General features: G+C 29.1%; 9 protein-coding genes. 2 read left to right on the forward strand and 7 right to left on the reverse strand.

Annotated features, from left to right (window positions below):
- Positions 1-204: 204 nt before the first annotated feature.
- The 6 genes from LJD32_RS12450 to LJD32_RS12475 form a co-directional block, all read right to left on the reverse strand.
- A complete protein-coding gene (locus tag LJD32_RS12450) occupies positions 205-6,612 on the reverse strand; it encodes a Spy0128 family protein (RefSeq protein ID WP_227403823.1) in 6,408 nt (2,135 codons plus the stop codon).
- 6 nt (positions 6,613-6,618) lie between these two features.
- Positions 6,619-8,226, reverse strand: a complete 1,608-nt coding sequence (locus LJD32_RS12455; RefSeq protein WP_227392550.1) for a hypothetical protein — start codon at positions 8,224-8,226, stop codon at positions 6,619-6,621.
- 123 nt (positions 8,227-8,349) lie between these two features.
- The gene (locus LJD32_RS12460; protein WP_117829069.1) at positions 8,350-9,936 is read right to left on the reverse strand and encodes a peptide chain release factor 3; all 1,587 of its coding nucleotides are present in this window, start codon (positions 9,934-9,936) and stop codon (positions 8,350-8,352) included.
- 158 nt (positions 9,937-10,094) lie between these two features.
- The gene (locus tag LJD32_RS12465) at positions 10,095-11,330 is read right to left on the reverse strand and encodes an aminopeptidase (RefSeq protein WP_227392551.1); all 1,236 of its coding nucleotides are present in this window, start codon (positions 11,328-11,330) and stop codon (positions 10,095-10,097) included.
- A complete protein-coding gene (locus LJD32_RS12470; protein WP_227392552.1) occupies positions 11,327-13,303 on the reverse strand; it encodes a tetratricopeptide repeat protein in 1,977 nt (658 codons plus the stop codon). The genes LJD32_RS12465 and LJD32_RS12470 overlap by 4 nt, the downstream gene beginning before the upstream one ends.
- 28 nt (positions 13,304-13,331) lie before the next feature.
- Positions 13,332-13,679, reverse strand: coding sequence for a hypothetical protein (locus LJD32_RS12475; RefSeq protein WP_022000671.1), 348 nt, complete (start codon positions 13,677-13,679; stop codon positions 13,332-13,334).
- 76 nt (positions 13,680-13,755) lie between these two features.
- On the opposite strand from LJD32_RS12475, the gene LJD32_RS12480 reads away from it, so the two are divergent.
- Both LJD32_RS12480 and LJD32_RS12485 read left to right on the forward strand, forming a co-directional pair.
- Entirely contained in the window at positions 13,756-14,949 is a 1,194-nt protein-coding gene (locus LJD32_RS12480; RefSeq protein WP_032089498.1) for an FtsW/RodA/SpoVE family cell cycle protein, read from the forward strand.
- Positions 14,950-15,036: 87 nt separating this feature from the next.
- The gene (locus LJD32_RS12485; RefSeq protein WP_227392553.1) at positions 15,037-15,204 is read left to right on the forward strand and encodes a hypothetical protein; all 168 of its coding nucleotides are present in this window, start codon (positions 15,037-15,039) and stop codon (positions 15,202-15,204) included.
- A gap of 357 nt (positions 15,205-15,561) precedes the next feature.
- On the opposite strand, the gene LJD32_RS12490 is transcribed toward LJD32_RS12485, so the two are convergent.
- The coding region (locus LJD32_RS12490; protein WP_227403824.1) for a transposase at positions 15,562-15,693 on the reverse strand (132 nt) is incomplete at its 5' end.

The raw sequence follows: 15,693 nt of genomic DNA on the forward strand, positions 1-15,693 counted from the left end.
AAAAGGAGGAAAACCAGGACCAGACATCATCCTAATTTTCCTCTTAAAAAAGCACAGAATATTTTAGAGGGAATACTGATTCCACATCAATATCCCCCTTAATAATTTAGAGCGAATTTCGCTAAAGCACTCGATTATTTAGAGCGCCAATTTCATCCCACACATTCGATGATGTAAAAGATATCTATTATTTTAAATCACAAATTATTTTTTTATTTGTTTTTTCTTCAAGAAACCAAAGATACATAACAAAGAAACAAACAATAAGATTACATAAATAACAATATTTGTATTATCTCCTGTTTTTACAGTTGTCACATTTGTTTTATAAACAATTTTTTCTTTAACTTGTTTAGAATTGTATAAATTAAACGATTGATCATCTACAAGTTGAGCATCTCCAGAAATCTTCGTTACAATACCATAATCATCTAATTTAAATTCTGTATCACTTGCTTTTACATAACCTGTTGGAGCTTCAACTTCTCTTAAGATATAAACAGTATTTACATTTAATTCTCTTAAAGTACTAAAGGTATCCGCTGTAGAAACCCAATCACAAATAACTTTTCCAGTTTCTTTTTCAAGAATTTGTAAATGTGCTCCTGTTAAATAATTACCTTGATTATCTACTTTAGTCACATTTAACTTAGTTACTTCATCTGCTACTCCAATAGCTTCTAAGTTCACACTTGTATCTTCATTTTCTAATAGCGCTATTGATTGTTGTGCATATAAGTTTAAACTATCCTCTTGTTTTTCTTCTTCTAAATCTTCTTTTTGACCATCATAAATTAATTGATAAGAAATTTTACCATTTTTATGACGTATCCATTTAATTGTAAATGTCTTTGTCTTATATTCATCAACTGTATGTCCATTAGGTGCAGAGATTTCTTTAAAATAATATTGATATTCAGGAACAGCTTTCATAAATGTCATATATCCTTCACTATTAGAAGTTTGTTTTTCAATAAGAATATCTGTTCCTTTTTCATTTACTTTATATAATCCATAAACAGCACCTTCCAAAGGATCTTTCGATAAATCTTTAGAACGTTTTTGAACAGTTAATGATAACGGATGATAAATATTATTAAATGTAACATCATCCACTTGTTTATCATCTAATAGATATTCTACTTCAGCTTGTAAATTATTACCGTTTCTTGAAACATCAATATTGACTTGATAAATAGATTGATCATATTCAACAAATGGATCATTATCATTTACATGTTCTTGAATATAATAAACATAATGTCCTTCTTGATTAAAATTCAATGTATTAAAATAAATATTACCTTGATCATCATTTGTTTGTGTTTCAATAACTTCATTATTACCATCCAATAAATCAAATTGATACATACCAGCAGATAAGACTTTACCACCAACTAAATTCTTTTTAGCAACCAATTGAACATCTACTGCCGTTGGATTGATATAAGTATTTGTAATCGTAATACTACCATCTTCATTTTGAATATATTGTGTCTTATAATAATCTACTTTATCTTCTTTAACAGTATAAACGTTTAAATTTCCTTGACTATCTTTTATTGGTAAATTATCAAACGAACCACTCCATTGATTATCATTTGATAATACAATAGATTGTCCTTCTACAACTTTACCATTTTTAACTAAATGCACTGTTACAGGTTGGATGGTGTCACTATGTCCTTGATCATTCCATACCTTATTTACTTTTAATGATTTAACAGCTTGGTTTGTAAGTGATAAATCTTGTGAAGTCTCTACAACTACCGATTGATCTTTAACAACTTGATTATTTTCATTCGTTACTTTAACCGAATCAACATTCAAGCCACCTTTACCATCTTTATTTACAACAGCTTCTACATGATATTGATGATTTGTATAAGCAATACCAGCAACTTCCTTACCAGCATTCATTTCTTCAATCGTATAATGATAAGTACCCGGTTGATCAATTTCTACATCATCAAAGCTATAAGCTCCTACTGTATCATTTTTAGCAGTATCAATCATATTACTTTGTTCATTATCATTTCCTTCGTATAAACCAAATCTAAACAAACCATCATCCATTATAACGGATTGCCCGGCACTGACAGTTTTAATACCACCCATCGATAATAAAGCTACTTTATATTCAAAAAGTCTATTAGTAAAGTTAAGTTTATCTTGATCAATATGTTCATTTTGACCATTCACAATATCAACTGAAATATCAAATTGTTTACTATCATTTGCTTTTACATCAACTTTTACAATATATTGAGTTGTATCATAAGTGACCTCTAAATTATCACGTACTTCACTTACACGATAATAATATGTTCCTGCTTTTTGATAATGAATTGTTTTAAAATGATAATTACCATCTTGATCATTTTCAACTGTTTCACTATATCCATCTTTTTTCAAAGTCGCTCCATCTTGATCTAATTCTTCAATTTTAAACTTGAAATCACCTGCATCAAAAGCTACATCTTGTCCATCTTGATCAATAAAATTCTTATGTCCACTTAAATCAATCTTTCCAGTAGCTTTAAATTCATTTTCAAATTCAATACCTTTATTTTTATCTAATCGATGTCCATCTTGGTCATATAACGTATTAGTTACTTTCAATTGATTATCTTCAAATACAGCTTTCGCTTCAACATAATAAACAGTTTCATCATATTGAATACCTGTTTTCTTTTTATCAGCTTTTTCATAAACCTTATAATAAGTTGTACCAGCTTTTCTAATATCTTGAATATCAAAAATAAATTGACCTTCTTTATTTGTTGTTTCTAACTTTCTACCATTTTCCTTTTCTTTACCTTGAATACCATCAACTTCAACTAATTCAAAAGTAAACTCATCATCTACCAATTTCTTTCCTTTTAAAGACTTCGTTCCAATAATTTGTGTTTCACCACTTGCATTATATTCATTTGTAAAAATTATTTCATCATGATCAATAATTCGATAAGAAACATCATAATTACCATCTTGTTGATCACTTACAGTTACTTCTATAATATAAGCATCATTATTTTTATTATAGGTAACACCATCTTTCGTCAATCCACTATTTTCTTCATCAATTTGATAATAAAACGTATAACTATCCTTTTTAGAAAAATCTAAATCTTTATAAGAAATATTAAATTTAAATTGTCCGTTTTGATCATTTTTAACGGTTTCTTTTTCAATCGAATCTAAGATTTCTCCTTTATACAAACTTCCTTTTTCATCATTTATTCTTGTAATTTTAAACTTAAATTCTCCACCGCTTAATACTTGACTTACACCTTGATCAAGTAATACTTTCTTACCATCAATCCTTACCTTTCCTTGACCACGATAAGTATTTTTAAAATTCATTTCATCAACAGAAGTATTATCTTTAAGAATTTCTTTTGATACTTCTAAACCATCATCACCATTTTCAACACTTACATGAATGATATATTCTTGCTTGTCATAATCAATATAGAATAATTTATTATTAACTTCTTTTACAACATAATAATAATCACCTGTTTGATGATACTCATCAAAATTTATAAATGAAAAGTCTCCATTTTCATCATTTGTTGTTGTCATCAATTGCTTTTCAACAATATATTTATTGTTATTTTTATCATAATCTATTTTAGAAATACTAAAAGTAAACATACCTTCTTCTAATTTTTTATTGATTAATTTTTTATGACCTACTACTTGAATACCTACAGCATTTTTAAAAGTTAAATTTTCTTTTTCCTCACTTGTAGGTTTTGTCATTTCATCTACATAAGAAATACTTCTAGAAACTTCTTTGATATTTCCTTGTCCATCATCTTCCGTCTTGATCTTTATTTGATAGACAACCGAATCATACGTAACATTTGACTTATGATTATTTACTTCAGAAACCGTATAATAATATGTCCCTGCTTGATTAAAATGAATCACAAATTGACTTTGACCTAAAGAACTATTTGTTACTGTTTGGCTATTACCAACGGTCTTTTTAAAGTTTTCATCCGTTTGTTGCAATTTAAACTTAAACATATTTGCTTTTAAAGTACCACCTGTTAATTGTTTATGAATAATTAACGATGTAGAACCTTCAGCTTGATACGTATTTTTAAATTGAATATCATTATTTTCAACTGTTCTTTCAACTGTGGCTGTACCATCTTTTTGATCAGTCGCAACCACTTTTATTTTATAAACTTTTTGATCATAACTTACACCTTGATAAGTTCCTTGTAAAACAGGATTAACTTCTTTAATAATATAATAATGTATTTGTTTTTCGCCATAAGTTAAATCTTTATAAGAAATCTTTCCAAAGTTAAAATCACCTTGACTATCATTTGAAACTGTCTTGCTTTCACCAATTGCTGTTTGATAATCTGATTTTGTTTCTTGAAGAACAAAATTAAATTCATTTGCATTTAAATCTCTACCTTCTAATATTTTATGACCTTTAAATGTCGTAGCAGCATTTGAAGAATACGTATTTTCAAACGTAATAGAATCTACATTTTGTCCATTAATAGTCATTGTCTTACTAACAACTAATTGATCTTTCGATTCATCATATTGTACATCAACTATGATGTTATAAATTCTTTGATCATAATCAATTCCTTTTTTCTTTGTATTCTTTTCTTTTAATTGATAATAATGTTTACCAATATCTTTTTCATCATAAGAAAGATCAACTTGAATATTTCCCTTTTGATCATTTGTTACTTCTTTTTCATGTCCTTCTTTTGTTGAATATTCACTATCTTTATATTCTTGTAATCCATAAGTAAACTCATCATTTTCAAGTTTCTTACCATTTAATACTTTTTTACCAACAAGACTTAAAGAAGCATTTCCTTCAAACTTAAACTCATTACTAAATTCAATCTTTCCACCTTCAATAACAGGATCATTCGCTATTAAACGATCATCTTGTTTTTCTACATGAACACTTACTTTAAAAGTATGATCGTCATATTTAATATATTTTTGGTTTTCATTTACTTCTTTAACAGTATAATAATAATCTCCTGGTTCTGTATAAGTTAGTATATCTACATTGCTAAAAACAAATTGACCTTTTTCATTATTAGTAGTTACAACAGCTTCACCATCTGGTGTACTATAACTACTATCTGTATATTTTTGTAATTCAAATTTAAAATCATTGCCTTGTAATTCTTTTCCTATTAATTTCTTTGTCCCACCAATAGTTTGTTTAGCCTCTAATTTTTCTGATGCACCATTATTAGACATAGATAAAGAATTATTCACATTGACAACTTTTTCTTTTTGATGAATTTCATTATCATGATTATATTTTGCTGCAATTACTTTTCCACCAATAGTTCCATTATGATAAAACTCACCCGCAGGTAATAAGAAAATACCACCATTTTGATTAGCTAATGTCACTTTACCTGTATAAGGTTGCACATCACCATTATTTACTGTATAAAAATTCCAAATAACTCCTGTTTCTAAGTTATCAAAATCTGCATCTAATTTATTGCCATTTTTCGTATAATCACCTGTAATATCAATGGTACTTTGTCCATCTTGAACTTCAACATTGACAACTGCCCATTTTTTTGAAGTATCAAAATTTAAAGAACCTACACTCTTTAAATAATCGGCATTATAATAATAAACTTGCACATCATTTGAATCTTGAGCATGTGCTAAATTCTTTGAAAGTGTTTTTAAATTATCAAATTCTTGATCCCATGCAATAGGTTGAAATCCATTTGTACCAGCTTTAATAATCTTTACTTCACCATTATTATAATAAGTTACCCCAGCAGGTACATTTCGATAATTATTTTTACCTTGATTGATAGCTTCTTTATCAACTGCGTTCCAATCATCTTGATTTTCAAGAACAACAATACTGCCATTACGAGGTTTAAAAATACTATGATTTTTAACTTGTCCAAATTGACTCACATTTTGGAACCCAGATTCCAAATGAATCAAGCCACTATGATCTGCATTAACTTCTATCTTATTTCCATTTTCATCATTATAAGATGTACCATCAGGAATAATCTCCTTTTCAACTCCATCTTCATTTACAACTTCTTTCACTTGATAGTCACCATCTATAAAAGAATATCTTTTATTTGAACTACTATCTTTCATCCCATCAAATACAAATTTAGCATTTCCATTGCTATCTGTTGTTTGTGTCATTACATCAATCAAAACAGATTGACTACTATCCATTCGATAAAGTCTCAAAGTTACATTTTTATTTGCTTGAGGTTGATTATTGATCATAAATGATTTACTGACTGTCAATTGATTTTTATAAACTTTTGTATTATTCCCTGAAAAGTTATAATCAGCGCCTAAATCAGCATATTTAGCAGCAACACTACATTCCAAATCATTATATGATTTAGCATCTAAAGAAAATAAACCATAGTTTTTAGCAACACCTAAACCAGATTGAATCGTCGCATCAGACACTGCTTGATTACGTGTGATTTCTGAAACATTATTATCAAAAGCATAAGCCTTTATTTGAATATAAGCCACAATCATAGTAATAGCTAAAATAAATGCTGTAACTTTTTTATACATTTTTTTCATATGAAAGGTTTTCATTTTTCATTACACTTCCTTTCTATGTTTTTTTCTTTTTAAAATAATTACAATAACAATGAGAAATGCTAACAATCCAGCAACAAGATAATATACTTGCGATGAACTTGACTCTTGGCTTTGAGCATCTATATTTGCTTGTGGTACTGCTTCATCTTCAACATTTATACCATCAACCGATGAGGTACTTCCTTCATTACTATTATTTTCACTACCATCTCTATTTTCAACACCAACCGTTGAAAAAGCTCCTGTTTGATTATTTCTACGATAAATTGTTTGTCCACCAATAACAGAAGATTGTCCTTCTACTTCAATAACTTCTTCACGAATAATTTCAGTATCAACATTAATAGGGTCATTAACATTTCTATAATAGATTGTATAAATACGTCTAGGAGAATAAAAACTATGATTAATCGTTATTGATTGTCCATTGACTAAAACATATTGTTGTTGATTAACTGTTAACTCTTTAACGATATCTATTGTTGTATCTTCATCTTTTTTATTAATTTCTATTTTTTGTGAAGCAATTGTTTCATCAGTTGCAATATTTTTATATTGCACTTCTACAATATAGCTCTTTGGTGCTGTGTATCCTTTGGGATTATAGTAAACATAACTTACATGTTCACTTTCACCATAACTATGCTTTAATACCTGTGACATACCTTGATCCACTGTATAAACATTCCCATCGGAATCTTTGTATTCTTTTTCTACTTGATATTCAACACTTTGATCAGGTTGAACTTCTAATTGTACTACTTCTCCAAGAATCTTATTTGTCGAAGCATCTACTTTATAGATAGACCATTTATAAGAAGCATTTTCATCCATTTTCTTATAATAAACTGTATACTCCCTAACATCACTTGAAACTGCATGATGAATTATATTTTCTTGATTTTCAGCTAATCCATAATAAATATCATTGATTTTCATTGTTTTTGGAAGCATATATGTATAATCTTGATTATTTACATGAAATGATTTTTGCATCAATAAATCATTCGTTCCTTCTTCAACATATTTTAAAGCGACATCATAATCCGTTGTATTATTTGGATTATAATAAGTAATTGAATACGTATTATCACTTGGGTCATTATAATAAACTGACTTAATTTCACTTACTTGCCCTGGCATTTTTAAATAAGTCACATCACCAATTGTATAACTATCAGGCACAGCATATACTTGAGGGTTTTCAACTGTTGCTGATGAATCAATATCAAAAGTATCTTGTAAAAGAATCGTTCCTTCTTTTGTAGTAAACTGTACTTTTCCTTTAATCGTTATGGGTTGATATGTTCTATAAACAAAAATATATTGATCTTTACCTGCTTCTACTTTTTGACTTTGTTCACTCACTAAATCAAAATCACCATATTTTTTATCAAAATAAGTCGTTCTTACTTTGATCTCACGTCCTATTTCAGAAGTAAAATCTTTATTTTTGTACTTCACTTGAGCAATTTTATTTCCACTAGCATCTTGTAAATCATAGATAATAGAATAAGTTTGTGTACTTTTTGCTTGAACTGGCATTATAAAAAATAGTGACACAAAAAACACTAATGAAAATATTGCTATTTTCTTTAGACATTTCATAATATCTTCTCCCTTTTTATATAAAATTTCTTCCCTTTTTTCACTAAAAATTATAGCACTTTACCCTTATCGTGTGTAGAAAAGGACATATTTTTTCAAAAAAAAGAACTAAAAGTTCTACTTTTAGTTCTTAGAAAATTCCAATAATTCTAAACCTTTATTTTTATCTTGAGCCCATCTTACGCCCCAATCATTAGTGAACAATAATAACGGTTGCCCTTTTAAATCTTGAACTTTTCTTGTATCAGATGAAAGATTTAATGATTTTAAATCAGTTCCTTCTTTGACCCATCTTATATATTGATAAGGTAGAGGAGATTTATGAATTTCTACATTGTATTCATTCTTTAAACGATGTTCTAAAACTTCAAATTGTAAAACACCAACAACTCCTACAATAATTTCTTCCATACCGCCACCTAATTCAGTAAAGATTTGGATTGCTCCTTCTTTTGCAATTTGTTCAACACCTTTAACAAATTGTTTTCTTTTCATCGTATCTTTATTACGAATCATTGCAAAATGTTCTGGTGCAAATGTTGGAATTCCTTCAAAAGCAAAATGCTTTTTACCTGTTGTAATAGTATCTCCAATAGAGAAAATACCTGGATCAAAAACACCAATGACATCTCCTGCATAAGCTTCATTTACTTCACTACGTTCATCTGCCATTAATTGTTTTGACTGATTTAATTTGATTTTTTTCTTACCTTGATAATGATAAACTTCCATCCCTTTTTCAAATTTACCAGAACAAATTCTAAAGAATGCCATTCTATCACGATGTCTAGCATTCATGTTCGCTTGAATTTTGAAAACAAAAGCTGAGAAATTTTCTTGATAAGGATCAATCACTTCACCATCTGCCGTTCTAGGAGTTGGTGGGGTTGTCATATTTAAGAAATGTTTTAAAAATGGTTCAATCCCAAAGTTAGTAAGAGCCGATCCAAAACATACAGGTGATAACTTACCTGCACGTACAGCTTCTAAACTAAATTCATTTCCTGCCATATCTAATAATTCAATATCTTCTTGTAATTTATCATAAAGTTCATCTTCCACATACTCTTTTAATTTTGGATCATCCGCTTTTAAAATTTCTGTTTCAACTTCTTTTTTTCCACCATCTACAGGAATAAAACGAATGACTTCTTGATCATTTCTTTCATAAACCCCTGCAAAACGTTTTCCAGAACCTATTGGCCAGTTAACAGGACAAGTTTCAATTCCTAATTCTTGTTCAATTTCTTCCATTAATTCATAAGGATCTCTTGCTTCCCTATCCATCTTATTAATAAAAGTGAAAATTGGAATATGTCTCATTGTACATACTTTAAATAACTTACGTGTTTGATCTTCGACCCCTTTACTCGCATCAATGACCATGACTGCACAATCTGCTGCCATTAAAGTACGATATGTATCTTCTGAGAAGTCTTGATGCCCTGGAGTATCAAGAATATTAATACAATATCCTTGGTAATTAAATTGTAATACTGAAGAGGTAACTGAAATCCCTCTTTGTTTTTCAATTTCCATCCAGTCACTTGTCGCATGCTTACTATTTTTCTTTCCTTTAACAGTTCCTGCTTGTTGGATAGCTCCTCCATAGAGTAAGAACTTTTCTGTTAAAGTTGTTTTACCAGCATCCGGATGGGAAATAATCGCAAATGTTCTTCTTTTTTCTATTTGTTGTCTTAAATCTTCCATTGCATCCTCCCATAATCTATATTTATTTTTTAATCTTTTATTTCAACAGTACAATTATTACCACAAAATGAACAGAATTACTACTATTATTTAATAAAAAAGAAAGCTCACTCACCTCTTTTACTAATTAAAAAGTGGGGAGCAATCCCCACAGATCATTAAAATACAAAATTTCCATTTTCAAAGATTTTTACATGTCTGCCATCTTCTAAAATACCATCAATCATTAAATCTTCTGTTCCCATCATAAAATCAACATGAACTAAAGAATCATTGACCCCTTTTTCAAACAATTCTTTTTTATCCATATCAATCCCACCTTTAATACATTCAGAAAATCCAATACCTAAAGCCATATGACATGAAGCATTTTCATCATATAAAGTATTATAAAATAATGTTTTTAATTCATTAATTGGTGAATGATAAGGAATTAAAGCAACTTCACCTAAACGTTTACTTCCTTCATCACTATCAATAATTCCTTTTAAAACCTCATATCCTTCTTTAGCTCCAAAATCAATCACTTGACCATCTTTAAAACGTAAATAAAATTCATCAACAATATTTCCACCATAACTTAAAGGTAAAGAACTAAAAACAATTCCTTCTACATCATCCTTATTAGGTGATGTAAAGATTTCTTCTGTTGGTATATTAGGAAAATTGTAAACACCATTTTTTAAATAACTTCCCCCACCAGCAAATAAATAATCATCATTCAAACCAATTGTAATTTCAGTCCCTTTACTATTTTTATAATAAAGTTTCTTTAAATTTAGACTATTTAAATAATTAACACGTTTTTCAAAAGAACGACGATGTTGATTCCATAATTCGACAGGATTATGTTCATCATCAATCTTAGCTGCTTTAAAAATAGCATTCCATAAACTATCTAACGCTTCTTGATTTGACATATCAGGATAAACTTTATTCGCCCATTTTTGCGTAGCTCCACCTACGATACACCAAGCATTTGTCATATTATCGGATAAATCAAAATATGTCTTACATGCCTTTTTAACTGCTCTTTGCCAATTAGAAATCTTTTTAGGTTCAATACCTGCAAGCATTTCAGGATCTTCATCATCAACATAAAGAAAACAAGCATTCATTAACGCATAATCATTTCTAAAAGATGAAAACCAAGTAGGTACGTGATTAAAATCTTCTACTTCCATATTTTCATATTTCATACGTGTGACTTCTTCATCACTATAATGAACAACAACTTCTTTAGCACCTACAAGATAAGCTTGTTTAGTAACCGCTCTTACAAGTTGATAACTTTCAATAGATGCACTAATGACAACGGTTTGTTTTTCTTGAACATTCAAACCTGATTGAACAATTAATCTTGCATATTTTTCTAATTTTGTTTCAAAACTCATTTTTCCACCTCTAATTTATCTAATTCCTTTTGCGCTTCAAGATATCCTTCTTGAAGTGCTAATTGATAATATTCTTTAGCTTTTTCTAAATCTTTAGAAATACCATCACCATAATGATACATATAACCTAGCATAAAGCTTGCTTTTGAATAATGATAATGACTAGCTTGTTGATAATATTGCATTGCTTTATGCTTATCTTCTTTTTGTCCTATCCCATAAAAGAACCATCTACCTAAATGATAAAAACCTTCTCTATTTTGTTTTTGACAAGCTAATAAATAATATTCATAAGCCATTTGATAATCTTTTTCTACATAAATTCCATTTTCTAAATAATAAGCATATTTTACAAGTGCTGGTGAATAACCTTTTTTTGCACTTCTTAAAAGATAATCAAGCATTTCCTCTTTACTGACTTCTATTCCTTGTTCACCATAAAGTGCTAATTGATACAAAGACTGTTCCTCATCTTCTTTTAAAATTGCTAATTTAAAATGTTGAATTGCTTGTTGATCATCGTGCTTTTCTTTAAAATACTGTCCTATTAAATAAGCTGCAACAGGATACTGATCTTCTATTTTAATTAAGCAAGCAATCCCTTTTTCCTTATCCTGTAAAACACCCTTTCCTTCTAAATAACAAACACCTAAATAATAAAACGCTTCTCTTTCTCCAAGATCGGCTGCTTTTTGATAAGCTTCAAAAGACTTCTTTTCATCTTTAACAGTTCCAATTCCTTGACCATAGTAATAAGCCACAGCCAACGTTGATTGTCCATCTCCTTGATGACTCGCTTTTAAATACCAATAAAAACTATTTTTTTCACTTTCTGGATATTCACTATGCATTTCATAAAAATACCCTAAACAAAATTGCGCATTCATATAGCCCATATTCGCTGCTTTTAAATAATACTCTAAAGCTTTTTGACTATCTTTTTCTATTCCTCGACCAAATTCATAACAGGTTGCCATCGCTGTGATTGCTACTTCTAAACCATCTTTTGCTGCTTCTTGATACCAATGAAAAGCTTTTGGATAATTTTCATTGCAACCATAACCTAAATCATAAAAACGTCCTAATTTATATTTGGCAAGACTATTCCCTTCATAAGCTGCTTTTTCATAATAATGTAAAGCTCTTTGATAATCCTGTCTTGTTCCTTGACCATATTCATAACATTCACCTAGAGCACAAATCGCATCATTATGTCCTAAGGCTGCTGCTTCTTCATAACGTAAAAAAGCTTCCTCTAAATCCTGAGTTACACCATACCCATTTTGTAAAAAATAAGCCGTTGAAAATAAAGATCTTGGAAATCCTTCATCGACTCCTAAAGAATAAAGTTCAAAAGCTTTTTCATAATCTTGGTCAACATCTATCCCATATTCATAAAAATAAGCAAGATTACAAGAAGCAACAACATTCCCTAAATCACTTGCCAAACGATAATATGTCATGGCCACTTGATTACTTTGTTTGACCCCTTGTCCTTTTTCATACATATAACCTAACACACATAAACAATCAGAATCTTCACATTCTTCTCCTAAATGGAAACATTCTAATGCTTGATCATATTTTTTTTGGTCATAATAATATAATCCTACTTGATAATATTGATCAGGTGTTAATTCTTCTAAATCTAATTCATCATAATGATGATTATAAGTAAGTGCACATAAATCAATTCCTATCACTTGATGTTCTTCATTTTCTATCAAATATTGTTCAAATTCATGATAATCTTCATAAGTTTCCATCATCATTTGAATTGAATCTACTTGTTGTTGTAATTCATCAATACTTGCATGATGTGAATAAATAGAAATTAATTTAATATAGGCAATTGATTGTTGATAATCATCTTTTTTTACACGAATCAATGTTTCTAATTCATAATCATTTAGAATTTCATCAATATAATAATGATGAAAAAAAGGTTCATATAAGTGAATTCTTTCTTTCATACCTTCACCCCCAATACAACTTGGAACGTTATTTTTTTTCATTTACTATTCTACTGATTTCATCAGAGAACTTTCCTAAAATAACAGTAACTTTGCCTGTAGCTTGAATAACACCACTTGCACCTAATTCTTTTAAAACATTTACTTTTACTAAATCATCATTTTCTACAAAGAAACGTACTTTACTTCCTTGACTTTGGCTCTCTTTAATATTATCAATACCCCCTAAAGCATGAATTAAAGCTTCTAAATCAATAGGAATATCTTTTAAAGTAACTTCTTTAGGTTTTTTATTTTTTAATACCTTTGCAAAAATAAACCATACTCCAACAATTACAATAATTGCAATTAAAACATAAATAAAATAATCTGACATATCTATTTCCTTTCTTAATAAACATTTTCTTTTATGATATATTTATAGTATACTATAAATCACTAGGGGTGACAAAATGAAAAAATATTTAGATTCTACAATTTGTTGGCCACTTGCCATCATTTTATTTATTCTATGTCTTATTAGTTGTTATACAATTAAATGTGCAGCTGGTTATATTACTTATCCCAATCCTACAGGTTATTGGAGTAAACAACTCCTTTATTATATGATTGGTGTCGGTTTGATTTTTTTAATCAATCGTTTTGGAAATGATCGAATTTACTCGGGAATGTGGATTTTTTATGGAATCTTGATTGTCTTTTTAGTCGGTCTTGTTATTCAAAGATTTGCTATTTATAAATTAGGAATGCAAATCATTCCCTTTGCGAAAGATCTAAATGGTGCTACATCATGGTATAACTTTCCAGGATTTTCATTCCAACCTTCTGAATTTATGAAAGTTGTAATGATTATTTGTATGTCTAAAACTGTTTCTTTACATAATGAAAAATATTTAATTCATACATTTGATACCGATTTACAGTTAATTGGTCGTGTAGCAGCTATTGCTCTACCACCAATGATTCTAACTTATTTACAAAATGATGCTGGTGTTACTTTGATTATGGCTTTTTCAGTGGTTGTTATTTTATTTGCATCAGGAATTAATAAGAAATGGTATATTGTAGGATTTGCTTGTTTAGCAGTTGTTCTTATAATTTTTACTTACTTATTTATTTATCGTCAAGATATATTTTCTTCAATTATCACAGGACATAAACTTGATCGTTTTTATGGCTGGGTCGATCCTGAAGGAACTTATCAAAATCAAGGATACCAACTTTATAATGCGATGATGGCTTATGGAACAGCTGGACTTTTTGGTCATGGATTTGACACAGTGATTATTTCTTTACAAGAAGCTCATACGGACTTCATCTTTTCTGTTATTACTTTAGGCTTTGGATTCGTGGGAGCCATCATTACGCTCATTGCTATACTAGCGTTAGATGTTTGTATTTTGTATGTTGGTTTAAAAGCAACGCATCAAAGTGATAAATATTTTATTGCTGGTATTTTTGGATGTATGATTTTCCAACAATTTTGGAACATCGCTATGATTTTAGGAATACTCCCTATTACTGGTATCACATTACCGTTTCTTTCATATGGTGGGTCTTCACTTTTATCTTACATGATTGCGATTGGAATGTGTTTTGATATCCATCGCCAAACAAGTATCGCTAAATATAATCAAATAGATTAAAGCTGTAACACAAAGTACAGCTTTTTTTGTGCAAGTATGTTAATTATATTAAAATAAATCGAATTGTATTAAGAAACGGAGATTAGTATGACAAAAAAAGAGATGGATCTTCATCAACAAAATCGTTTTTCAATTAAAATCAATAAAATACTTCAAGATAAAAAAGATAACCAACAATTTTTAAAATTAATTGCCCCTAAATATATGGACGTTTATGTCGTTGACTTAAAAAAGATATCTTCCGTGATATTATAGGCCCTTCCTATTTTTTAAAACTTGGAAAAGAACAACATAATTGTTTTTCTGTAACAATGAAACTTTATAATAATCTATATATTAGCGAAAACAATCAACAAAATGTTGCTCAATTTATTAATTACAACACTATTATCGAAAAACTTTCTAAAGATAAAAACATTGAACAAAAATACAGAAAAAAAGATGGCACACTCATTAAAATATCTAGTGAACTACTCCGACTTACACTTCGTTTAGAAGTCGGAGATTCTTGCTTCAACCACGACTGCCTCTAATGACAATACATTATAGGTCTTATACAGTGTCCACAAGCGTATAAGTTTGGCTCGTCCCAAGCCTACTTTTATAATTTATCTATAAGGACTGAAGAATCCTCAATCCTTCTGTAAGTATGTTGATTGCTGCATTATGGTCTCTGTCTCCAGTATAGCCACAATCACATGTATAAACTCGGTCTTTTAGGTCGAGTTTTTTTACACTTCCACA

This window comes from Faecalibacillus sp. TM498 (genome assembly GCF_020589955.1).
Taxonomy (GTDB): domain Bacteria; phylum Bacillota_I; class Bacilli_A; order Erysipelotrichales; family Coprobacillaceae; genus Faecalibacillus; species Faecalibacillus intestinalis.